The sequence below is a fragment of the Streptomyces sp. NPDC001443 genome, assembly GCF_053597355.1.
Genome location: NZ_JBSFIA010000025.1, coordinates 48,696 through 69,711 on the forward strand (window position 1 = coordinate 48,696; position 21,016 = coordinate 69,711).

The following is a 21,016-nucleotide window of genomic DNA, read 5'->3' on the forward strand; positions in this document are numbered from 1 at the left end:
GGGACCTGACTCATGGGAGCCCAGCTCCGGGTCTACAAGCGTCGCATCCGATCCGTCACCGCGACCAAGAAGATCACGAAGGCGATGGAGATGATCGCCGCCTCGCGTGTCGTCAAGGCACAGCGCAAGGTGGCGGCCTCCACGCCGTACGCGACCGAGCTCACCCGCGCGGTCACGGCGGTCGGTACCGGCTCGAACACGAAGCACCCGCTGACCACGCAGGCCGAGACGGTCGTGCGGTCCGCGGTGCTGCTCCTGACGAGCGACCGCGGTCTCGCAGGCGCGTTCAACTCCAACGCCATCAAGGCCGCGGAGAAGCTGACCGCGCGCCTGGAGGCCGAGGGCAAGCAGGTCGACACGTACATCGTCGGCCGACGCGGTCTGGCCCACTACAACTTCCGCGAGCGCAAGGTCGCGGAGTCGTGGTCGGGCTTCACCGACGAGCCCTCGTACGCGGACGCCAAGAAGGTCGCGGCTCCGCTGATCGAGGCCATCGAGAAGGACACGGCCGACGGCGGCGTGGATGAACTCCACATCGTCTTCACCGAGTTCGTGTCGATGATGACGCAGACGGCGCTCGACGACCGTCTGCTCCCGCTCAGCCTCGAAGAGGTCGCGCAGGAGGCGGCGCCGCAGGGCGAGATCCTCCCGCTCTACGACTTCGAGCCCTCGGCGGAGGACGTCCTCGACGCCCTGCTGCCGCGCTACGTCGAGAGCCGCATCTACAACGCGCTGCTCCAGTCGGCTGCTTCCAAGCACGCCGCCACGCGCCGCGCGATGAAGTCGGCGACCGACAACGCGGGCGAGCTGATCAACACGCTCTCCCGTCTTGCCAACGCGGCCCGCCAGGCCGAAATCACCCAGGAAATCAGCGAGATCGTCGGTGGCGCCAGCGCCCTTGCCGACGCGACCGCGGGGAGTGACAAGTAATGACGACGACTTCTGAGACGGCCGTTGCCACGGGCCGCGTCGCCCGGGTCATCGGCCCGGTCGTCGACGTGGAGTTCCCCGTCGACGCGATGCCGGAGATCTACAACGCCCTGCACGTCGAGGTCGCAGACCCGGCGAACGAGGGCGAGAAGAAGACGCTGACCCTGGAGGTCGCCCAGCACCTGGGTGACGGCCTGGTCCGCACCATCTCGATGCAGCCCACCGACGGTCTGGTCCGCCAGGCCCCGGTGACCGACACCGGCACGGGCATCACCGTCCCGGTCGGCGACTTCACCAAGGGCAAGGTGTTCAACACCCTCGGTGAGGTGCTGAACGTCGACGAGAAGTACGAGGGCGAGCGCTGGTCCATCCACCGCAAGGCCCCGAACTTCGACGAGCTCGAGTCGAAGACCGAGATGTTCGAGACCGGCGTCAAGGTCATCGACCTTCTCACCCCGTACGTCAAGGGTGGAAAGATCGGTCTGTTCGGTGGTGCCGGCGTCGGCAAGACGGTGCTCATCCAGGAGATGATCTACCGCGTCGCCAACAACCACGACGGTGTCTCCGTGTTCGCCGGTGTCGGTGAGCGCACCCGTGAGGGCAACGACCTCATCGAGGAGATGGCGGACTCGGGCGTCATCGACAAGACCGCCCTTGTCTTCGGCCAGATGGACGAGCCCCCGGGCACCCGTCTGCGCGTGGCCCTGGCCGGTCTGACCATGGCGGAGTACTTCCGCGATGTGCAGAAGCAGGACGTGCTGTTCTTCATCGACAACATCTTCCGCTTCACGCAGGCCGGTTCCGAGGTCTCGACCCTGCTCGGCCGCATGCCCTCCGCGGTGGGTTACCAGCCGAACCTGGCCGACGAGATGGGTCTCCTCCAGGAGCGCATCACCTCGACCCGTGGTCACTCGATCACCTCGATGCAGGCGATCTACGTCCCCGCGGACGACCTGACCGACCCGGCCCCGGCCACCACGTTCGCCCACCTCGACGCGACGACGGTTCTCTCCCGTCCGATCTCCGAGAAGGGCATCTACCCGGCCGTGGACCCGCTGGACTCCACGTCCCGCATCCTGGACCCGCGCTACATCGCGGCGGACCACTACAACACCGCCATGCGCGTGAAGACGGTCCTCCAGAAGTACAAGGACCTCCAGGACATCATCGCGATCCTCGGTATCGACGAGCTCGGCGAGGAGGACAAGCTCGTCGTCCACCGTGCCCGTCGCGTGGAGCGCTTCCTGTCCCAGAACACCCACGTCGCCAAGCAGTTCACCGGCGTCGACGGGTCGGACGTGCCGCTGGACGAGTCGATCACCGCGTTCAACGCGATCATCGACGGCGACTACGACCACTTCCCGGAGCAGGCGTTCTTCCTCTGCGGTGGCATTGAGGACCTCAAGGCCAACGCCAAGGAGCTGGGCGTCTCCTGAGCCTCGCGCTCTTGACGAGGGGGCGGGCGCGTCCCGCCCCCTTCGTCACGCCCACTAGACTTGTAACCAACACCCGGCAGACCCGCCGGGTGGTGACCCGAGGAGCCAACCTTGGCTGCTGAGCTGCACGTCGCGTTGGTCGCGGCCGACCGAGAGGTCTGGACCGGCGAGGCGACCCTGGTCGTCGCGCGCACCACGTCCGGCGACATCGGCGTCATGCCCGGTCACCAGCCGCTGCTCGGTGTGCTGGAGTCGGGCCCGGTGACCATCCGTACGCGTGAGGGGGGAACGGTCGTCGCCGCGGTGCACGGCGGTTTCATCTCGTTCGCGGACAACAAGCTGTCGCTGCTGGCCGAGATCGCCGAGCTTTCGGACGAGATCGACGTCCAGCGCGTGGAGCGTGAGCTGGAGCGCGCGAAGGCGGAGGGCGACGCCCACGCCGAGCGTCGTGCGGACGTACGACTGCGCGCGGCGGCAGCGCGCTAGCAGGCGCGCTGTGCGATGACGTACCTCAGCCGCGGCTGGGACCGGAGCGATCCGGTGCCGGTCGCGGCTGAGGCAGATCTGGATGTTTTTTCCGTTCCGTTATCTATTTACGGTTCTCTAGGAGACGAGGAGGTCGGTGCCGATGGTCCTCGCTCTGACTGTGTGCGCAATCGCCGTCGCCCTGGTGGTGGTGGGGCTGTTCGTCTTCGGACTGCGGCGCAGACTCATCCAGCGCTCGGGCGGCACCTTCGACTGCAGCCTGCGCTGGGACGTCCCCGAGAAGTCCGACACCAGCGGCAAGGGCTGGAGCTACGGCGTCGCCCGTTACAACGGCGACCGCATCGAGTGGTACCGGGTCTTCTCCTACGCCCCCCGCCCGCGTCGCGTCCTGGAGCGCGCGTCGATCGAGGTGGCCGGCCGCCGGCTGCCCGAGGGGGAGGAGGAGCTGGCGCTGCTGTCCGACTCGGTGATCCTCGCGTGTCTGCACCGCGGCACCCGTCTGGAACTGGCGATGAGCGAGGACGCGCTGACCGGTTTCCTCGCCTGGCTGGAGGCGGCCCCGCCCGGACAGCGGGTGAACGTCGCGTAGAGCGGCGTTCAGGGCCCCGCTGGGTGGGGGTCCCCCCGGCCGCGGAGCGGTTGGGGGAGGGTGAACGTCGCCTGACGCTCCCCCCCATACGACGACGCTCCCCTGGACCAGGTCCAGGGGAGCGTCGGTCTTTCAGCCTCCGAACTGTTCTACGACAGTCCGCTGTTGAGGGCGCTCACCAGCTCACCGTTGCTGGTGTCGCCGCTGAACTCCCAGAAGAAGGCGCCGCCGAGGCCCTGCGACTTGGCCCAGGCCATCTTGGTGCCGATGGTGGCCGGGGTGTCGTAGGACCACCAGTTGTTGCCGCAGAAGGCGTACGCCGTGCCGGCGACGAGGCCGGTGGAGGGGCAGGACGTCTTGAGGACCTTGTAGTCCTCGATGCCCTGCTCGTACGTACCGGCGGCCGGGCCGGTCGCCGTGCCGCCGGGCGCCGCCTGGGTGACGCCGGTCCAGCCGCGGCCGTAGAAGCCGATGCCGATGAGCAGCTTGCTCGCGGGCACGCCCTTCGCCTTGAACTTGGCGATCGCGTCGGCGGTGGTGAAGCCGGGCGTCGGGATGCCGCTGTACGAGGTGAGCGGGGAGTGCGGGGCGGTCGGGCCCTGGGCGTTGAACGCGCCGAAGAAGTCGTACGACATCACGTTGTACCAGTCGACGTACGCCGAGGCGCCCGCGTAGTCGGCGGCGTCGATCTTGCCGCCGGAGGTGCCGTCCGCCGTGGTGGCCGCGGTGACCAGGTTGTTGGAGCCGAACTTGGCGCGCAGGGCCTGCATCAGGTTCTTGTAGGCCGCGGCACCGCTGCTGTCACAGGACAGACCGCAGGCGTTCGGGTACTCCCAGTCGATGTCGATGCCGTCGAAGACGTCGGCCCAGCGCGGGTCCTCGACCAGGTTGTAGCAGGACTGCGCGAACGCGGCCGGGTTGGCCGCCGCCTGCGCGAAGCCGCCGGACCAGGTCCAGCCGCCGAAGGACCACAGCACCTTGATGTTCGGGTACTTGGCCTTCAGCTCACGGAGCTGGTTGAAGTTGCCGCGCAGCGGCTGGTCCCAGGTGTCGGCGACGCCGCTGACCGACTGGTCGGCGGTGAAGGCCTTGTCGTAGTCGGCGTAGGAGTCGCCGATCGCGCACTGGCCGTTGGTGACGTTGCCGAAGGCGTAGTTGATGTGCGTGATCTTGGCGGCCGAGCCCGACGTCACCAGGTTCTTGACGTTGTAGTTGCGGCCGTAGATGCCCCACTCGGTGAAGTAGCCGAGGCGGACCTTGTCGCCGGTGGGCGGGGGAGTGGTGGTGCCACCGGTGGTGTGCACCGAGACGGCGCCGCTGACCGGACCGGTCTGGTCGGCGGTGTCGCGGGCCTGGACGGTGTAGGAGTAGTCGGTGCCGGCGGTGAGACCGGTGTCGGTGTACGACGTCGTGGTCACCGTCGCGACCTTGGTGCCGCCGCGCAGGACGTCGTAGTTCTTGACGCCCTTGTCGTCGGTGGCGGCGCTCCAGGAGAGCTGCACCGAGGTGTCGGTGATGCCGGAGGCGGTCGGGGTGCCCGGCGCGCTGGGTGCGCTGTCGCCGGGGACCGTGGTGCCGCCGTCACAACTGCCGCCGTTGAGCTTGCAGTTGGAGGGCGAGCCGGTGCCGGCGCCGTTGAAGCCGAAGGAGACGGAGGCGCCGGCGGCGAGGGCGCCGTTGTAGGACTTGTTCTTCGCCGTCCAGTGGGTGCCGGAGGACGTGACGTCGGCGTCCCAGGCGGAGGTGACGGACGTGCCGGAGGGGAAGTCCCACTCGATCGTCCAGGAGCTGATGGCCGCGGTGCCGGTGTTCGTGACCGTCCACTTGCCCTCGAAGCCGGTGCCCCAGTCCTGGGTCTTGGCGTAGGTGGCGGTGGCGGTGCTCGCGGCCTGGGCGGGACTCGCCAGGCCGACCAGGCCGGCCAGGGGGAGCAGCAGGGTGGCGAGCCCCGCCGTCGCGCGTTGTCTGAAGCGCATTCCGCGCCTCCTCAAGGGGAGTTGGGGGAGGGGGCGTAACTGAGCCTTCACGCCCACAGTGCCCGTGAGAATAGAAAGGTCTGGACCATAGGTCAATAGGTCTGGACCACTATGGCAGTTGAGAAGTGGAGTCCTCAACTCCGGTGCGAGGATAGCCCGTTGTCCCAACAGCCCCAGGCGCACCCTGCGTTGCGCGCTGCGCCGCGTCCCCGTACGAGCAGGAGCCGTACGCTGACCGCATGAGTGACAGGGCCTGCCCCGGGACGGTACTGGTGGTGGACGACGACCCGGCCATCCGGCGCTCGCTGGAGCGCGGACTGCGGCTGAGCGGCTTCTCCGTGCGGACGGCGGACAGCGGGCGGGCCGCCCTGGACGCCGTCCGTGAGGCGCCGCCGGACGTGCTCGTCCTCGATGTGTCGATGCCCGGCACGAGCGGCATCGAGGTGTGCGCGCGGCTGCGCGCCGACGGCCAGGACCTCCCCGTGCTGATGCTGTCGGCGCTGGACGAGACCGCCGACCGGATAGCCGGGCTCCAGGCGGGCGGGGACGACTACCTGGTGAAGCCGTTCGCCCTCCAGGAGCTGGTGCTGCGGCTGCGGGCGCTGCTGCGGCGCAGACCGCCGGCGGGGGAGGTGCTGCGGGTGGCGGGCCTGGTCATCGACCCGGCGGCCCGTACGGCGCAGCGGGACGGGCGGAGCCTGGAACTGACCCGGCGCGAGTTCGAGCTGCTTGAGGTGCTCGCCCGCAACGCCGGTCTGGTCCTCACCCGCGACCAGCTCCTGGAGCGGGTCTGGGGCTACGACGTCGACGTCCGCACCGACGCCGTCGACACCTTCGTCAGCTATCTGCGGCGCAAACTGGAGACCGACGGACAGCGGCGGCTGGTGCACACCGTGCGCGGGGTGGGGTTCGTGCTGCGGGGCGAGCCGTCGTGAGGCTGTCGACCCGGATCGGGCTCGCGGTCGGGGTGACCGTGCCGCTGCTGGTGCTGGCCTCCGGCTGGCTGCTGCTCCAACTGGTCGCCCGCGATCTGCACCGGGCCGAGGACGACCATCTGCGGACCCGCGCCGCCGCCGTGGTGCCGGACGCCCGCGCCCTGCTGCGGGTCTCCGCCGCCGACCGGCCCAAGGCGGCCGACACCCGGGAGCGGCGGCTGTACAGCGCGGTCCTCGACGTCGGCGTACGGGTCGTGGGGCCGGGCGGCACCTTCAGCGGCGGGCCGCAGCCGGACGCCGCGGTCGCGCTGCCGCGCCGGACCCCGGGACCGGTCACCGTGCGGGCGGGCGGCACCAGTTGGCGCGCGCTGGCCGTGCCGCTCACCACCGTGCGCGGCTCGGGCACCCTGTGGGTCTTCTCGCCCGATGCCGCCGACCGCGCCCAGCTCCGCCTGGTCAGGCGCCGGGTGGCCGTGACGTCGCTGCTCGCCGCACCCCTGTCCGGACTGCTGGCCTGGGGCATCGCCTCCGGCGCGGCCGGTCCGCTCAGGCGCCTTGGCCGCCGTACGGCCGGACTCGACCCGCGGACCAGCACCGCCCGGCTGCCGGACGAGCCGACCGGGGTCACCGAGGTCGACGAACTCGCGGCCACCCTGCGCACGGTCCTCGCCCGCTACGACGAACAGGCCGCCCGCGCCGCCGAGGCGCTCGACACCGCCCGCTCCTTCTCCGCGGCCGCCTCCCACGAACTGCGCACCCCGCTCATGAGCATGGGCACCAACCTCGACATCCTCACCGGCCACCCCGATCTCCCGGAGCCGGACCGCACGGAGGTGCTCGCCGACCTGCGCGGCGAACACGCCCGGCTGCTGAGCCTGTTGGTGATGCTGCGGGAGCTGGGCCGCGGGGACCTGGTGGAGGCGGAGGCGCTGCGCGACGTGGACGTGACGGAGGCGGCGGACGCCTCGGTGGCCCAGGTCCGGCGGCGGGCTCCCGACGCGCGGATCACCCTCGACGCGGCGCCCGGGCTGACGGTCCACGGCTGGGAGCCGGGACTGCGACTGCTCCTGGACAACCTGCTGGCCAACGCGCTGGCCCACGGACGCGACGCGCAGGGCCGGGCGACGGTGGCGGTCGGGGTGCGGCGCGCCGGGGAGCAGGTCGTGGTCACGGTCGACGACCGCGGGCCGGGGGTGCCGCCGCAGGACCGCGCCCGGGTCTTCGAGCGCTTCCGGCGCGGTCCCGGCAGCTCCGGATCCGGACTCGGTCTGACGCTGGTGGCCCAGCAGACCGCGCTGCACCGGGGAACCGTGAGCGTGACCGGGGGCCCGACCGGGGCGGGCGCGCGCTTCGAGGTACGGCTGCCGTCGACCGGCGGGGACCTGCCGGGCCGCCGCGACTGGCTGATCGGCACAGCCGGGGCAAACCGGTCACAGAGTTTCCCCAAAGAGACTTCCTAACCTCCGACGCGTCGGACGGCCGCGGCGGCCGTCCGGGAACGGAGGAGGACATGTACGCACGGCGAAGGCGCCTGTTCGTGGGGCTCGCCACGGCCGCCCTGCTGGCGGGCGGTACGACGGCGGCCACCGCCGACAGCACGCCCGCGGCGGCCCCGACGGACGACGGCGCACGGGCGCTCTGCAAGCGGCTGCCGAAGCTCGACGACCGGATCGGGCGCGCCCTGACGCGGCTGAACGGGGACGCCGGCACCCGCGGCTCGGTCGCCCGCCTCCAGCAGCGCGTGGACAACGCGGAAGCGGCCGGTCACCAGGCGGTCGAGACGTTCCTCCAGGACCGGCTCACCTTCCGCAAGTCCCTGGTCACGACGCTCCAGCAGCGCCAGAAGGACCTGGCCGACGTGAAGACGTGGTGCCAGTCCAATGGCAATGGCAACGGCAAGGGCGACAACGAGGGGCGGAGCTGATGCGCCGCACGGCCCTGGCGGCGGCCGCCGTCGCCCTGCTGGCGGGCCTCACCCTCGGCTGCACCGGACACGGCGGCACGGCGGGCGGGGCGCCCGCCACTCCCGCCGGCTACAGCGGGATGCGGCAGAAGGTGGACGCCGCCGAGTCGGCGCTCGCCCGGGCGGACCGGGACGCAGCGCGGGACGACACCGACCGCTGAGCGCGGCGGGCCGGGGGCGCGGCGCCCCCGGTGGGCGCCGCGGTCGGCGCTTCCCACCCGGGGCCCGCAGGTCGGCGCCCCCTGCTCGGGACCTGGGAGGTCAGCGCTCCCCGCCCGGCACCCAGAGCACGTCCCCGACCGCCTTGTTCGCCGTACGGGCCAGGATGAACAGCAGGTCCGAGAGCCGGTTGAGATAGGTCGCGGTGAGCGGGTTCATCACCTCGCCGTGCGTCTCCAGGGCCGCCCAGGTCGAGCGCTCGGCCCGGCGTACGACCGTGCACGCCTGGTGCAGCAGGGCCGCGCCCGGGGTGCCCCCCGGCAGGATGAACGACCGCAGCTTCTCCAGCTCCGCGTTGAAGCGGTCGCAGTCCGCCTCGAGCCGGTCGACATAGGACTGCTCCACCCGCAGCGGCGGGAACTCCGGGTCCGCGACGACCGGCGTCGACAGGTCCGCGCCCACGTCGAACAGGTCGTTCTGGACGCGGCCGAGGACCGTGACGATCTCCTCGTCCAGGGCGCCCAGCGCGATCGCGACGCCGATCACGGCGTTCGCCTCGTTGGCGTCGGCGTACGCCGAGATCCGCGGGTCCGTCTTGGCGACCCGGCTCATGTCGCCGAGGGCGGTGGTGCCCCGGTCGCCGGTCCTGGTGTAGATGCGTGTCAGATTGACCATGAGGTCAGCGTAGTTACGCTCCGGCCGCGCGGAACACCCGTGTGCCCGCCGTCACGGCGAGGGCCTGTCGTTTGGATCAGGCCGGCCATGGCCGGCCTGGGTGCCCGACTGCGCCGTCCGGGGAGGGCGCTGACACCTGCCGGTGTGATGTCCGTCAGATGAGACGTGACGCGCGTTACTAACCGGTCACACAGCGGCGCGCGAGCGCTAGGGTCCGCCGGAGAGTAAGACATAAACAGCGTGTTAGTCACGGTTGCAGTAGGGGAGTCGCACAGTGGCACGGAAGCTTGCCGTCATCGGAGCCGGCCTCATGGGTTCCGGCATCGCCCAGGTCTCCGCGCAGGCGGGCTGGGACGTCGTCCTGCGTGACGTCACCGACGAGGCGCTCAAGCGTGGCACCGACGGGATCAAGGCGTCGTACGACAAGTTCGTCGCCAAGGGCAAGCTGGAGGCGCAGGACGCCGAGGCCGCGCTCGCCCGTATCACCGCGACCACCGACCTGGACGCCGTCGCCGACGCCGACGTCGTCGTCGAGGCCGTCTTCGAGAAGCTGGAGGTCAAGCACGAGATCTTCCGCGCGCTCGACAAGATCGTGCGCGAGGACGCCGTGCTCGCCTCCAACACCTCCGCCATCCCGATCACCAAGATCGCGGCGGCGACCGAGCGCCCCGAGCGGGTCGTCGGGGTGCACTTCTTCTCGCCGGTGCCGATGATGCAGCTCGTCGAGCTCGTCCGCGGCTACAAGACCAGCGACGAAGCCCTCGCCACCGCCCGGGAGTTCGCCGAGTCCGTCGGCAAGACCTGCATCGTCGTCAACCGCGACGTGGCCGGCTTCGTGACCACCCGCCTGATCTCGGCGCTCGTCGTCGAGGCGACCAAGCTGTACGAGTCGGGCGTCGCCTCCGCCGAGGACATCGACCTCGCCTGCAAGCTGGGCTTCGGCCACGCCATGGGCCCGCTGGCCACCGCGGACCTCACCGGCGTCGACATCCTGCTGCACGCCACCGGCAACATCTACACCGAGTGCCAGGACGAGAAGTTCGCGCCGCCGGAGCTGATGCGCCGGATGGTTGACGCCGGTGACATCGGGCGCAAGAGCGGGCAGGGCTTCTACACGTACTGAAACACCGGGTACGTATCGGCGCCGAAACCGCACAGACCCCGGGGGGATCACCCCCGGGGGTGAATTCGGTATCGGTTCGCTTACAGACGGCAACCACGTGGCTGCTGAAGCAGTCAAAGGTTGCACAGTCATCGTCACGGAGTACGCCACCGCACTCTCGGGGAGCGCATATGTACATCAGGGGCGACCACGCCGAGCTGGTCGTCGGGGGCCGCCTCGACGTCCGCAGCGCGGCGGACGCCCGTACGGTCCTGCACTCGGCCGTCGACGACGGGGTCGGCGATCTCGTGCTGGACCTGTCCGGACTCGACTCCTGGGACGCCACCGGACTCGGGGTGATCATGGGGGTCCACCGGCGGGCCGGCCGCATCGGCCGGCGCCTGGTGCTGCGCGGTGTACCGCCGCAGATGCAGCGCCTGCTGGTGGCCACCCGGCTGCACCGGATCCTGGCGATCGAGGGCGGCATCGGCGTGGAGTCCCTGCCCCGGGTGTGACGTCCGGCGCGACGGCGCGCGGACCCGCGCGGGTGTGCCGAGGACGGTCCAGAGGTGCCGGGACGGGCGAGTGGGTCCGGGCGGACCGGGGAACCCCGGCAGGCTTCCGGCGAAACGCCTGGCGCGCGCAATCCTCACGAGACCGTGACGTCTCGGACGGCGCGGTACCCCGGACTGTCGGAGACACTGTGCGAAGGTTTAGGGTTCGGCTGCCCGCTGACCTCGTAACCCTCTAGTGGGCCCGGACCAGAAGCGACGCGCGGTGTGCGGCAAGGCCGGGAGGGGCTTTCGGCACTCGACGCTCTTGGGGGCTTGAACCTATGGACCCGATCGACCGGGGACCCGAGGAGTACGGCCATGACGGTGACAGCCGCGCACCGCGGCCACGCCCGGCCAGGGATGCCCTCACCCCCGACTTCTCGCAGCACAAGCCGACCCTGGCCCGTACGGTCCAGCTGGTCACCGGCGATCTGCTGCTCACCGTCAACCCCGTGGACGGCAGCGAGATAGAGGCCTGCCCGCCCGGCGCCGCGCGCCCCGGCCGGCCCGAGAAGCTCGACGCCGCCGCCCGCGCCGAGGCCGAACGCGCCGCCCAGCCGCCCGTCCCGGCCGGTCCCGCCCAGCCGGAACTCCCCCTGCTCGGCCGCCAGGACGAGCGCGAACGCCTGGTCAGGCTGCTCGCCCGCGGTCGCTCCGTCCGCCTCACCGGCCCGGCCGGCTCCGGCCGCACCAGCCTCCTCGACGTGGTCGCCGAGGACTGCACGGACCTCGCTCCCGACGGCGTGGTCCGCCTCAACGGCGCCCGCCGCACCGCGAGCGACCTGCTGTACGACCTGTTCCACGCCGTGTACGACGCGCCCCTGCACCGCCCCGACCACGACGAGTTGCTCGGGCACGTCCGGGAGATCGGCGCGGTCGTCGTCCTCGACGACGCCGAGATCGGCGGCACCGAACTCGACGAACTGCTCGACGCCACCCCCGAGTGCGCCTTCGTGGTCGCCACCACCCCCGAGGTGCCCGCCCCGACCGCCGAGACGGCCCTGGAGGAGGTCTTCCTCGGCGGCCTCGACCGCGCGGGCGGTGTCGACCTCATCGAGCGCGCCGTCGGCCGCGTGCTCACGGAGGAGGAGAACAACTGGGCCGGCGACCTCTGGTTCGAGTCCGAGGGCCTGCCGCTGCGCTTCGTCCAGGCGGGCGCCCTGCTGCGCCAGCGCGACCGGCTGCGGGCCGACGTCGGGGCCGTCGACGAGTTCGGCGTCTTCGAGGACGAACTGCCCGACGACGCCGACTTCGACGCCGAGTCGACCGAGGAGGTGCCGCTGCCGTCCCTCGCCGAGGCGGCCGCGCCCGCCCCGCTGCTCGCCTCTCGGCTGAGCACCTCGGCCCGGGCCGCGCTGCGCTTCGCCGTCGCGCTCGGCGGCGAGGTGCCGCACCAGGCGCACCTGCCCGCACTGGTCGGCGACACCCACGCGGACGCCGCGCTCGGCGAGCTCGCGGCCTGCGGTCTGGTCTCCCCGGTCGGCCCCCGCTACCGGCTGGCCGCCGGCGTCCTGACCCAGCTGGAGGCCGCCGGCTACGACGACGGCGTCGAGGACGGCGCCCTGACCGCCGCCCAGCACTACGCCTGGTGGGCCGGCCACCCCTCCGTCACCCCTGGCCGGGTGTGCGCCGAGGCCGACGCCGTGCTCATCGCCCTCGAGGTCCTGGCGCCGACGGTGACCCCGTCCGACCGCACCGCCGCCGTCGACGACGACGAGACCGGGACCGAGGCCGAGGCCGAGGCCGAGGAGAACATCGTCGTCCGGCTGGCCCGCGCCGCCGCCCCCGCCTTCGCCGCCGGACTGCACTGGGGCGCCTGGGAGCAGGCGCTGCGGGTCGGCGCCGAGGCCGCCCGGATCGTCGGCGATGTCTCCGAGCAGGCTTATTTCCAGCACGAGTTGGGGATTCTCGCGCTCTGCTGCGGCCAGTACGACGTGGCCCGCGCCGAGCTGGAGGCGGCCATAGGGCTGCGTGGCGCTGCCGCCGACAAGCGCGGCACGGTCGTCGGCCGCCGAGCCCTCGCCCTGGTCGCCGACCGCACGGGCGAGGTGCCCGGGATGCGGGCGACGGCGGGCGAGGAGGTGCCCGACGCACGCTCTGAGCAGTCGGCCTCCCCGCCCGGCGGGATCCCCACGGTCCGTCAGCCGCTCGCCCTGGACACCGCCGATCTGGTCACCTACCGGTCGGTGACCGAAGGCGGCCACAAGGAGCGCGGCGGCCTGCGGGGCATGGCCCGGCGCAACCTCGTCGCGGCCGGGGCGGGCGCCCTGCTCGTCGCCGTGCTGGGCACGGTCGTGACGCTCGGCGCCACCTCCGACAAGAACGACGCCAACATCCCCTCCGACCGGGTCGGCGTCAGCCCGTCGGTCGACCAGGACCTCGACGACGGCAGCGCGGACGCCGACCAGCCCAAGAGCGGCACCGGCAGGACCGGCACCGGTACCGGCGCCCCGTCCGCCACACCGACCGACCCGGGCCCCGACGGCACCTACGGCACCTCCGACGACCCGACACCGACGGGCGCGGCGCGGCCCTCCGACGACCCGACCGGGACGAAGGGATCGGGCGGCGCATCCGGCTCGCCGAGCGGGAAGCCGTCGGCGTCGACCACCTCGAAGCCGTCGACGAGGCCGACGAAGACGACGAAGCCGCCCACGACACCGCCGGCGACGCCGACCGGCACGCCGACCACGTCCGAGCCCACCGACACGCCCACCGCCAGCCCGACCACCACGGACACGGCCGGTGGCGCCGCCTCCGCCAGCGCCTCCATGACCGCCTCGGAGGACGCCGGGTCCGGCACGCCCGGTGAGACGGCACCGGTGATCTGACACCGCTCACGCGCGAGGCACCTTGCGCACGAGAGGGCCGGGCCCGCTTCGGCGGACCCGGCCCTCTGCTGTACGCGATTTCGTACGCGTGCCCGTGCGGGCCGCTCAGAACAGCCGCAGCTTGTCGTCCTCGATGCCCCGCAGCGCGTCGTAGTCCAGGACGTGGCAGTCGATGCCGCGGTCCGTCGCCAGCACGCGGGCCTGCGGCTTGATCTCCTGGGCCGCGAAGACGCCCCGCACCGGAGCCAGGTGGGGGTCACGGTTGAGCAGGTCCAGATAGCGGGTGAGCTGCTCGACGCCGTCGATCTCGCCGCGCCGCTTGATCTCGATCGCGACGGTCCCGCCCTGGGCGTCCCGGCACAGGATGTCGACGGGCCCGATGGCGGTCATGTACTCGCGGCGGATCAGCGTGTAGCCCTCGCCGAGGGTGTCGATGCGGTCGGCGAGCAGTTCCTGGAGGTGCGCTTCCACGCCGTCCTTGATCAGGCCGGGATCGACGCCGAGTTCGTGCGAGGAGTCGTGGAGCACTTCCTCCATCGTGATGATGAGCTTCTCGCCCGCCTTGTTGACGACCGTCCACACGCCGGCCTCGTCGCCGCTGCCTTCCTTCAGCGTGCAGGGCGGCGACATCCAGTTCAGGGGCTTGTAGGCCCGGTCGTCGGCGTGGATGGAGACGCTGCCGTCCGCCTTCACCAGAATCAGGCGGGGAGCGGAGGGCAGGTGGGCGGTGAGCCGGCCCGCGTAGTCGACGGAACACCGGGCGATGACGAGACGCATGGTCCGCAACGCTACTCGACGGGCGGCGGTACACGCGATTCGCCCAGGATGACGTGAGTTCACCGGTGGCCGATTGTGTGCTTACTGGGAGTTCCCTAAGTGTGCAATCTCCTGGTGCCGCCCCCGGCGGTTGCCTACCGTAGTAAACGGGAGGTCGCGACGCGTGTACGCAGCGTGCTCGGTGTTCCGGCGTGCGAACTTCCCTTCCCTGTCCGGCAACCCCTGCGTCTCGGGGGTGCGAGAGGAGAACCCATGTCGCTCGACGTCTCACCGGCCCTACTCGAACAGGCCGAGCGAGGCGAGGTCGACGAAGCAGAATTCGTCGACTGCGTCCGGACCTCCCTGCCCTACGCGTGGGAGATGATCAGTTCCCTGGTGGCCCAGCTGAAGGTCGACGGCGGTCCGTTCGCCGACAACCAGACGCCCCCGCCGGACGAGCAGGCCCGCGGTCAGCTGTTGCGCGCACTCGCGAGCGACGCGATCCGCGGCGCCCTCCAGCGGCACTTCGGTGTGCGTCTGGCTTTTCAGAACTGCCACCGGGTGGCGGTGTTCCCGCCGGACGCCTCGGTCGAGGAGTCGCTGGCCCGTTTCACCTCGGTTCGCAGTCAGGTGCTGAACCAGTCCCCCGAGTTCCGGGACTGCTGACGCAATGAGCCGCCTGCTTGCCGCTCCGTCCGCGGGAGGTGCAGTCAGTGCCGGAGCGGCAAGCTCCCCGTGCGGCGGGGGTGTTCAGCCGAGGTGCGGGAGCACCTCGGCGCCCAGCCGCCGTACGTTCTCCTCGGTCGCCACCAGGTCGCCGGAGCCCTCGACCAGCAGGGCGAAGCGCTCGATGCCGGTCCGCTCGCTGGTCGCCGCGAGCCGGTCGGCGCACAGCCGTGGCGTGCCCACCGGATGCAGTCCGCAGAGCAGCTCGGTGTACGCCAGCGGGTCCCGCATCTGCCGGGCGCGGCCGTCCACCGTCACATGGGCGTCGAGCCCCTGCTTCAGCCAGCCCGGCATCGCCTTCGTCAGGGCCTCCACCGCGTCCGTACGCCGGTCCGCGATCTGGCAGACCCCGGCCGAGACATGGGCCGCACCGTGGACCTCCTGCGCCGGACGACCGGCCGCGCGCGCGTGCTGCCGCCACAGCGCCACCATCTCCGCCTTCTCCTCGTCCCCGATGTGCATGCCGAGCAGCATCGGCAGCCCGCGCTCGGCGGCCAGCCGCACGCTCGCCGGCGAGGTGCAGGCGACGACCACCTCGGGGCCCGTGCCGTCCGTCAGGGACTCCGACGGCCGCGGCACCACCGGGACTTCACGGAAGGAGAAGCGTCCGCCGGACGCCCCCACCGAGGGCTCGCGCAGCCAGCGCACCAGCAGATCGAGCGACTCCGGGAACCCGCTCTCGTACGCCTTCAGACCGGCGCCGAACACCTCCAGGTCCACCCAGGGCCCACCGCGCCCCACGCCCAGCGAGAACCGGCCGCCGCTGGTCACATGGAGCAGGGCGGCCTGCTCGCCGAGGGCCACGGGATGGACGGTGGGCAGTACGCTGACCGCGGTGCCGACCCGGATGCGTCGGGTGCGGCCCAGCAGCAGCGCCGCCAGGGTGACCGCCGACGGACAGGTTCCGTACGGCACGAAGTGGTGCTCGGCCAGCCAGACCGTGTCGAGCCCCGCCTCCTCGGCGACCTCGGCGGAGCGGACCGCGCGGTGCAGTGCCTCTCCCTGCCCCTGTCCCGGGAACTGGGCCGCCAACACGAAACTTCCTACACGCATTGCACTTTCCTGCTTCCTTGGCTCCGACATGGAGCTCCCCCACCCGGCATAACCGTCCGACACATGCCGAGGACACGGCCTGATGGGGAGATTTGCCGATTGTCTGGAGAATCGGTCCCAGGAGAGGGGGACTTGTGGGGTTTGACGACCTACGCGTACCCCGGTCGGCGGCGCGTAGGCTGGACACGGTCCGTGTTTCCCGTAGAGCCGTGAGGTGTTCCGTGTCCCCGCGTCGCAACCGTCCCAAGGGCTCCGGCTCCGAACGGAGCGCGGAGGACGATTCCTCCGGCCGCTACGGCGGCTGGCAGTCCACGACGAGCTGGCAGGGCGAGGAGTGGAACGTGCGCCATGTGGCCGGAGCGAGCGCGCAGGGCAAGTCCTACCGCTGCCCGGGCTGCGACCAGAACATCCCCGACGGTGTGCCGCACGTGGTCGCCTGGCCCGAGCACTCGGGCGTCGACGAGCGCCGGCACTGGCACAAGGCGTGCTGGAACGCACGGGACCGCCGCACCACGCGGGTGCAGCGGTCCCGTAACGCGCCCAGATTCTGAGTCCGGGGCGGAGGTCAGACGTCCCGCTTCTCCAGCAGCGCGAAGGCGCAGCCGAACGCGACGGCCGTGATGCCCAGCGCGATCCACAGCGGGTCCCAGCCGGACGGACCGGACTCGCTGAGCGAGGTCGAGTAGAAGACGCTGAGCTGGTTCGGGATCGAGTACTCGAAGAGCGCCTCGCGGACCTTCTCCAGCGACGAGGAGAACATGAAGAGCGCGATCACCAGCGGGGCCAGCAGCACGCCGATCATGATGGTGATGGCGCCCGCCGAGTGCCGGATGATCGAGCCGAGCACCAGCGACAGCAGCCCGAGCAGCGCCATGTAGAGCGAGACGCCGACCGTGGCCTTGAACCACTCGCCGCCCGACGGCTGCCGCGCCCCGTCCAGGACGGCCACGTCCGCGAGGGCCACGAGCGACGCCGACACCAGCGTGATGACGAAGGCGACGACGAAGAACACGATCGCCTTCGCCGCCAGCACCCGGCCGCGCGAGGGGCACGCGGTCATGGTCGTGCGGATCATGCCGGTGCCGTACTCCGAGGCCGTGGTCAGCACGCCCAGCGTGATGATGCACATGCTGCCGATGAGCAGCCCGAAGAAGCCGAACGACAGCGGGTTCTCGCCGGACAGGTCCGACTCGCTCGCGTTGGCGGAGATCACCAGGGCGGCCAGCAGCCCGATGCCGACGACGAGCAGGACGAACACGCCCAGCGTCCACATCGTCGAGCGCACCGACCTGATCTTCGTCCACTCGGAGGCGACGGCGTGCCCGAGGTGCGTGCGTACGACGGGGATCGGCGAGGTGTAGGTGGGGTACGCGGAACCGGCCGCGGCCTGCCAGTCGGGCGCGGCCTGCGGCATCGGGGGCGGGGGCGTGCTCATCGGGCGTCCTCGGGCTTGGTCGGAGCGTCGGTGGCGGATGCGGGCGTTGCCTCTGCTGCCGGGGCTGCCGGGGCTGCCGGGGCTGCCGGGGCTGCCGGGGCTGCCGGGGCTGCCGGGGCTGCCGGGGCTGCCGGGGCTGCCGGAGCCGCCGGGGCGGAAGGCGCAACCGGCGCGGCCGGCGGTGTGGCGACCGGAGGAGCGGTGACCGGCGGGGCCGCGACCGGCGGGGCCGTGGGCGCCGCGTACGGGTTGGGCGTGGCGGGAGCGCCGTAACCGCCGTACGGGCCCGCGGGGACCTGACCGGGCGCCGGAGGCTGCATCGCGAACGGCTGTCCGCCGTGCTGGGGCGGCGGCGGGGCGTACCAGCCCGGCTGGCCCTGCCCGGGTATCGGCATCGGCATCGGCGGCTGCGCACCGGGCGGCATCGGCTGCATCAGCCCGGCCTTCTGGTCGACCGTCGAGCGGTAGTCGACCGCGCCCTGCGTCATCCGCATGTACGCCTCCTCCAGCGAGGCCTGGTGCGGCGACAGCTCCCACAGCCGTACCTCGGCCTCGTACGCGATGTCGCTGATGCGCGGCAGCGGCAGCCCCGTCACCCGCAGCGCGCCGTCCTGCTCGGGCAGCACGTGCCCGCCCGCCTCGGCGAGCGCGGACGTGAGCTTCTCGCGCAGCTGGGGCTCGGTGTCCGGGGTACGGACGCGCGCGAAGTCGGCGGAGTTCGCCGAGATGAAGTCGCGCACGCTCATGTCGGCGAGCAGCTGACCGCGTCCGATGACGATGAGGTGGTCGGCGGTCAGCGCCATCTCGCTCATCAGGTGGCTGGAGACGAACACGGTCCGCCCCTCCGCCGCCAGGGTCTTCATCAGGTTGCGCACCCAGAGGATGCCCTCGGGGTCGAGGCCGTTGACCGGCTCGTCGAAGAGCAGCACCTGGGGGTCGCCGAGCAGCGCGGCGGCGATGCCGAGCCGCTGCCCCATGCCGAGCGAGAACCCCTTGGAGCGCCGCCGCGCCACGTCCTGGAGCCCGACCACGCCGAGCACCTCGTCCACACGCCGTGCCGGGATGCCCGAGAGCTGGGCCAGGGACAGCAGGTGGTTGCGGGCGTGCCGGCCGCCGTGGACCGCCTTGGCGTCGAGCAGGGCACCGACCTGGCGCGCGGCGTTCGGCAGCCGGCGGTACGGGTAGCCGCCGATCGTCACCGAGCCCGCGGTGGGGTTGTCCAGGCCGAGGATCATCCGCATGGTCGTCGACTTGCCCGAGCCGTTGGGCCCGAGGAAGCCGGTGACGGCACCCGGCCGTACCTGGAAGGAAAGGTTGTACACGGCGGTCTTGTCGCCGTAGCGCTTGGTCAGGCCGACAGCCTCGATCATGCTCCGCACCCATCGAGAGGATCAGGACAGCGGGGCGCACGCCCCCCGTAAGGGTAAGGAGCCTATCGGTGTGCTGACGGTTCCGCTCAAGGGAAGGTAAAAACGATGGCCAGGTCAGCGCAGGTCAGCGCAGGTCAGCGCAGGTCGGTGTGGTCACTAGGCGTCGCGGTTGCGCAGCACCAGGTAACCACCCGCGAGTGAGGCGAGCACCCACAGCACCATGATCCCGAGCCCGCCCCAGGGTCCGTAAGGGGTGTCGTCGTCGATTCTCGGGACCACCCGCATGATCCTGCCGCCGGCCTGGTCGGGCAGGAACCGGCCGATCCGCTTGGTCGCGTCGACGTTGGCGAGGATGTTGGAGATCAGGAAGAAGAACGGCATCAGGATGCCCAGCGACAGCATCGGTGAGCGCAGCATCGTGGCGACGCCCATCGAGAACATCGCGATCAGGGTCATGTAGAGGCCGCCGCCGATCACCGCGCGCAGCACACCGGGTTCGCCGATCTCCGTACGCAGCGAGCCGAGCATGGCCTGGCCGAGGAAGAACGCGGCGAAGCTGGTGACCATGCCGACGACCAGGGCGAGCCCGGTCGCCACCGCGATCTTGCTGAACAGGAAGGTGCCGCGCTGCGGCACGGCGGCCAGCGAGGTGCGGATCATGCCGGTGCTGTACTCGTTGGACACCACCAGCACGCCGAACACGATCATCGCCAGCTGGCCCAGGGCCATCCCGGCGAAGCTGACGAAGGTCGGGTCGAAGGAGAGCCGCTCCCGGACGGGCATCCGGTCGAACTGGCTCCGCGACAGCGCCGAGATCAGCATGCCGAGGGCGATCGTGACGACCACGGCGAGGGAGAGCGTCCACACCGTGGACGCGACGGAGCGGATCTTCGTCCACTCGGACCTGACGACCTGCGTCGCCGCCATGCTCAGCCCCTTTCCCAGCCGTCGCCCCACTGATGGGGCAGGGCGGCGTCCGCATGCGCGTGGTATTCCACCGACTCGGCGGTCAGCTGCATGAACGCCTCCTCCAGGGAGGCCTGCTGGGGGCTCAGCTCGTGCAGCACGATCTGGTGCTGCGCGGCCAGTTCCCCGATCCGCTCGGGCTTCCCGGCGTCCACCTCCAGCGCACCGCTGCCGCTCTCCACGACCGTGATGCCGGCCCCGCGCAGCACGTCGAGCAGCCGCTCGCGCTGCGGGGTGCGGATGCGGACGTAGGCGCGCGAGTTCTGCCGGATGAATTCGGCCATCGAGGTGTCGGCGAGCAGCCGGCCCTGCCCGATGACGACCAGATGATCGGCGGTCAGCGCCATCTCGCTCATGAGGTGGCTGGAGACGAACACCGTGCGGCCCTGCGCGGCCAGCGATTTCATGAGGTTGCGGATCCAGTGGATGCCCTCGGGGTCCAGCCCGTTGACCGGTTCGTCGAACATCAGGATCCGCGGGTCGCCGAGCAGCGCCCCCGCGATCCCGAGCCGCTGACCCATGCCGAGCGAGAACCCCTTGGCTTTCTTCTTTGCGACCGCGGACAGTCCGACGGTGTCGAGCACCTCGTGGACCCGGCTCTTCGGGATGCCGTTGCTCTGCGCGAGGCACAGCAGGTGGTTGAAGGCGCTGCGGCCGCCGTGCACGGCCTTGGCGTCCAGCAGGGCGCCGATGTACTTCAGCGGGTCCTTGAGGTCGGCGTAGTGCCGGCCGTCGATGCGGACGTCGCCGGCCGTCGGCCGGTCGAGGCCGAGCATCATGCGCATGGTCGTCGACTTGCCCGAGCCGTTGGGCCCGAGGAAGCCCGTGACGATGCCCGGTCTGACGGTGAATGTCAGGCTGCTGACCGCCACCTTCTCGCCGTACCGCTTGCTCAGCCCCTCGAGCTCGATCATGCCGCCCACGCTAGGGCGGCCGTTGGGCGGCTGCCACCCGGGCGGGCAAACAGCGTCCGACCGCGCGACGAAGGCCGTACGACCTCGGTCGAAAGGCCGTACGACGGTGCTCGAAGGTCCGTACGAGGGCGTCCGAGGGTGCGTACGGAAGCGCCCGGGA

Annotated in this window: 21 protein-coding genes; 13 read left to right on the forward strand and 8 right to left on the reverse strand. The window is 71.3% G+C overall.

Annotated elements, in window-relative coordinates; translation table 11 throughout:
- Window positions 1-12: 12 nt before the first annotated feature.
- The 4 genes from ACWC24_RS24705 (at window position 13) to ACWC24_RS24720 (ending at window position 3,441) form a co-directional block, all read left to right on the forward strand.
- A complete protein-coding gene (locus ACWC24_RS24705) occupies window positions 13-930 on the forward strand; it encodes a F0F1 ATP synthase subunit gamma (protein ID WP_450665036.1) in 918 nt (305 codons plus the stop codon).
- Window positions 930-2,366 carry a F0F1 ATP synthase subunit beta gene (gene atpD / locus ACWC24_RS24710; protein ID WP_450665037.1) on the forward strand — a complete coding sequence of 479 codons (1,437 nt, stop codon included), beginning with the start codon at window positions 930-932 and terminating at the stop codon, window positions 2,364-2,366. The genes ACWC24_RS24705 and atpD overlap by 1 nt, the downstream gene beginning before the upstream one ends.
- A 111-nt stretch (window positions 2,367-2,477) precedes the next feature.
- The gene (locus ACWC24_RS24715; protein WP_351602836.1) at window positions 2,478-2,852 is read left to right on the forward strand and encodes a F0F1 ATP synthase subunit epsilon; all 375 of its coding nucleotides are present in this window, start codon (window positions 2,478-2,480) and stop codon (window positions 2,850-2,852) included.
- A gap of 142 nt (window positions 2,853-2,994) precedes the next feature.
- The gene (locus ACWC24_RS24720; protein WP_450665038.1) at window positions 2,995-3,441 is read left to right on the forward strand and encodes a DUF2550 domain-containing protein; all 447 of its coding nucleotides are present in this window, start codon (window positions 2,995-2,997) and stop codon (window positions 3,439-3,441) included.
- 149 nt (window positions 3,442-3,590) lie between these two features.
- On the opposite strand, the gene ACWC24_RS24725 is transcribed toward ACWC24_RS24720, so the two are convergent.
- A complete protein-coding gene (locus ACWC24_RS24725) occupies window positions 3,591-5,417 on the reverse strand; it encodes a glycosyl hydrolase family 18 protein (RefSeq protein ID WP_450665039.1) in 1,827 nt (608 codons plus the stop codon).
- A 239-nt stretch (window positions 5,418-5,656) separates the two neighbouring features.
- On the opposite strand from ACWC24_RS24725, the gene ACWC24_RS24730 reads away from it, so the two are divergent.
- Genes ACWC24_RS24730 through ACWC24_RS24745 form a run of 4 tightly spaced genes read left to right on the forward strand, consistent with a single transcriptional unit; the run spans window position 5,657 to window position 8,476 of the window.
- Window positions 5,657-6,352, forward strand: coding sequence for a response regulator transcription factor (locus ACWC24_RS24730; protein ID WP_450665040.1), 696 nt, complete (start codon window positions 5,657-5,659; stop codon window positions 6,350-6,352).
- Window positions 6,349-7,812 (forward strand): ATP-binding protein, encoded by a 1,464-nt coding sequence (locus tag ACWC24_RS24735; RefSeq protein WP_450665041.1) that lies wholly within the window; start codon window positions 6,349-6,351, stop codon window positions 7,810-7,812. Before ACWC24_RS24730 ends, ACWC24_RS24735 begins: the two co-directional genes overlap by 4 nt.
- 50 nt (window positions 7,813-7,862) lie before the next feature.
- Complete coding sequence (locus tag ACWC24_RS24740) at window positions 7,863-8,276, forward strand: hypothetical protein (RefSeq protein ID WP_450665042.1); 414 nt, start codon at window positions 7,863-7,865, stop codon at window positions 8,274-8,276.
- Window positions 8,276-8,476, forward strand: a complete 201-nt coding sequence (locus ACWC24_RS24745) for a hypothetical protein (RefSeq protein ID WP_450665043.1) — start codon at window positions 8,276-8,278, stop codon at window positions 8,474-8,476. Before ACWC24_RS24740 ends, ACWC24_RS24745 begins: the two co-directional genes overlap by 1 nt.
- Window positions 8,477-8,576: 100 nt before the next feature.
- On the opposite strand, the gene ACWC24_RS24750 is transcribed toward ACWC24_RS24745, so the two are convergent.
- On the reverse strand, window positions 8,577-9,149 hold the full coding sequence (locus tag ACWC24_RS24750) for a cob(I)yrinic acid a,c-diamide adenosyltransferase (protein WP_450665044.1): 573 nt from the start codon (window positions 9,147-9,149) through the stop codon (window positions 8,577-8,579).
- Window positions 9,150-9,423: 274 nt separating this feature from the next.
- Between ACWC24_RS24750 and ACWC24_RS24755 the strand changes: the two genes are divergently transcribed.
- From ACWC24_RS24755 to ACWC24_RS24765, 3 genes are all read left to right on the forward strand, one after another.
- Window positions 9,424-10,272 (forward strand): 3-hydroxybutyryl-CoA dehydrogenase, encoded by an 849-nt coding sequence (locus ACWC24_RS24755; RefSeq protein ID WP_162469248.1) that lies wholly within the window; start codon window positions 9,424-9,426, stop codon window positions 10,270-10,272.
- A 170-nt stretch (window positions 10,273-10,442) separates the two neighbouring features.
- Complete coding sequence (locus ACWC24_RS24760) at window positions 10,443-10,766, forward strand: STAS domain-containing protein (RefSeq protein ID WP_152892817.1); 324 nt, start codon at window positions 10,443-10,445, stop codon at window positions 10,764-10,766.
- Window positions 10,767-11,086: 320 nt separating this feature from the next.
- The gene (locus tag ACWC24_RS24765; RefSeq protein ID WP_450665045.1) at window positions 11,087-13,636 is read left to right on the forward strand and encodes an ATP-binding protein; all 2,550 of its coding nucleotides are present in this window, start codon (window positions 11,087-11,089) and stop codon (window positions 13,634-13,636) included.
- A gap of 105 nt (window positions 13,637-13,741) precedes the next feature.
- On the opposite strand, the gene nucS is transcribed toward ACWC24_RS24765, so the two are convergent.
- On the reverse strand, window positions 13,742-14,413 hold the full coding sequence (nucS, locus tag ACWC24_RS24770; protein WP_450665046.1) for an endonuclease NucS: 672 nt from the start codon (window positions 14,411-14,413) through the stop codon (window positions 13,742-13,744).
- 252 nt (window positions 14,414-14,665) lie between these two features.
- Here nucS and ACWC24_RS24775 point away from each other — a divergent pair, with 252 nt between their 5' ends.
- The gene (locus tag ACWC24_RS24775; protein WP_450665047.1) at window positions 14,666-15,058 is read left to right on the forward strand and encodes an SCO5389 family protein; all 393 of its coding nucleotides are present in this window, start codon (window positions 14,666-14,668) and stop codon (window positions 15,056-15,058) included.
- Window positions 15,059-15,142: 84 nt separating this feature from the next.
- Here ACWC24_RS24775 and ACWC24_RS24780 read toward each other — a convergent pair whose 3' ends face one another.
- Window positions 15,143-16,171, reverse strand: coding sequence for an LLM class flavin-dependent oxidoreductase (locus ACWC24_RS24780; protein ID WP_450665048.1), 1,029 nt, complete (start codon window positions 16,169-16,171; stop codon window positions 15,143-15,145).
- 221 nt (window positions 16,172-16,392) lie between these two features.
- Between ACWC24_RS24780 and ACWC24_RS24785 the strand changes: the two genes are divergently transcribed.
- On the forward strand, window positions 16,393-16,722 hold the full coding sequence (locus ACWC24_RS24785) for an ATP/GTP-binding protein (protein ID WP_450665049.1): 330 nt from the start codon (window positions 16,393-16,395) through the stop codon (window positions 16,720-16,722).
- 14 nt (window positions 16,723-16,736) lie between these two features.
- On the opposite strand, the gene ACWC24_RS24790 is transcribed toward ACWC24_RS24785, so the two are convergent.
- The 4 genes from ACWC24_RS24790 to ACWC24_RS24805 form a co-directional block, all read right to left on the reverse strand.
- Window positions 16,737-17,606, reverse strand: a complete 870-nt coding sequence (locus ACWC24_RS24790) for an ABC transporter permease subunit (protein WP_450665050.1) — start codon at window positions 17,604-17,606, stop codon at window positions 16,737-16,739.
- The gene (locus tag ACWC24_RS24795; RefSeq protein ID WP_450665051.1) at window positions 17,603-18,976 is read right to left on the reverse strand and encodes an ABC transporter ATP-binding protein; all 1,374 of its coding nucleotides are present in this window, start codon (window positions 18,974-18,976) and stop codon (window positions 17,603-17,605) included. The genes ACWC24_RS24790 and ACWC24_RS24795 overlap by 4 nt, the downstream gene beginning before the upstream one ends.
- A gap of 156 nt (window positions 18,977-19,132) precedes the next feature.
- Window positions 19,133-19,903, reverse strand: a complete 771-nt coding sequence (locus tag ACWC24_RS24800) for an ABC transporter permease (RefSeq protein ID WP_450665052.1) — start codon at window positions 19,901-19,903, stop codon at window positions 19,133-19,135.
- Between the two features lie 2 nt (window positions 19,904-19,905).
- Window positions 19,906-20,856, reverse strand: coding sequence for an ABC transporter ATP-binding protein (locus tag ACWC24_RS24805; RefSeq protein ID WP_450665053.1), 951 nt, complete (start codon window positions 20,854-20,856; stop codon window positions 19,906-19,908).
- Between the last annotated feature and the right edge of the window lie 160 nt (window positions 20,857-21,016).

Coding starts and splice junctions, on each gene's coding strand:
- ACWC24_RS24705 (WP_450665036.1), top strand. CDS start 13: ATGGGAGCCCAGCTCCGGGTCTACAAGCGTCGCATCCGATCCGTCACC.
- atpD (WP_450665037.1), top strand. CDS start 930: ATGACGACGACTTCTGAGACGGCCGTTGCCACGGGCCGCGTCGCCCGG.
- ACWC24_RS24720 (WP_450665038.1), top strand. CDS start 2,995: ATGGTCCTCGCTCTGACTGTGTGCGCAATCGCCGTCGCCCTGGTGGTG.
- ACWC24_RS24725 (WP_450665039.1), bottom strand. CDS start 5,417: ATGCGCTTCAGACAACGCGCGACGGCGGGGCTCGCCACCCTGCTGCTC.
- ACWC24_RS24730 (WP_450665040.1), top strand. CDS start 5,657: ATGAGTGACAGGGCCTGCCCCGGGACGGTACTGGTGGTGGACGACGAC.
- ACWC24_RS24740 (WP_450665042.1), top strand. CDS start 7,863: ATGTACGCACGGCGAAGGCGCCTGTTCGTGGGGCTCGCCACGGCCGCC.
- ACWC24_RS24745 (WP_450665043.1), top strand. CDS start 8,276: ATGCGCCGCACGGCCCTGGCGGCGGCCGCCGTCGCCCTGCTGGCGGGC.
- ACWC24_RS24750 (WP_450665044.1), bottom strand. CDS start 9,149: ATGGTCAATCTGACACGCATCTACACCAGGACCGGCGACCGGGGCACC.
- ACWC24_RS24760 (WP_152892817.1), top strand. CDS start 10,443: ATGTACATCAGGGGCGACCACGCCGAGCTGGTCGTCGGGGGCCGCCTC.
- ACWC24_RS24765 (WP_450665045.1), top strand. CDS start 11,087: ATGGACCCGATCGACCGGGGACCCGAGGAGTACGGCCATGACGGTGAC.
- nucS (WP_450665046.1), bottom strand. CDS start 14,413: ATGCGTCTCGTCATCGCCCGGTGTTCCGTCGACTACGCGGGCCGGCTC.
- ACWC24_RS24775 (WP_450665047.1), top strand. CDS start 14,666: ATGTCGCTCGACGTCTCACCGGCCCTACTCGAACAGGCCGAGCGAGGC.
- ACWC24_RS24780 (WP_450665048.1), bottom strand. CDS start 16,171: ATGCGTGTAGGAAGTTTCGTGTTGGCGGCCCAGTTCCCGGGACAGGGG.
- ACWC24_RS24790 (WP_450665050.1), bottom strand. CDS start 17,606: ATGAGCACGCCCCCGCCCCCGATGCCGCAGGCCGCGCCCGACTGGCAG.
- ACWC24_RS24795 (WP_450665051.1), bottom strand. CDS start 18,976: ATGATCGAGGCTGTCGGCCTGACCAAGCGCTACGGCGACAAGACCGCC.
- ACWC24_RS24800 (WP_450665052.1), bottom strand. CDS start 19,903: ATGGCGGCGACGCAGGTCGTCAGGTCCGAGTGGACGAAGATCCGCTCC.
- ACWC24_RS24805 (WP_450665053.1), bottom strand. CDS start 20,856: ATGATCGAGCTCGAGGGGCTGAGCAAGCGGTACGGCGAGAAGGTGGCG.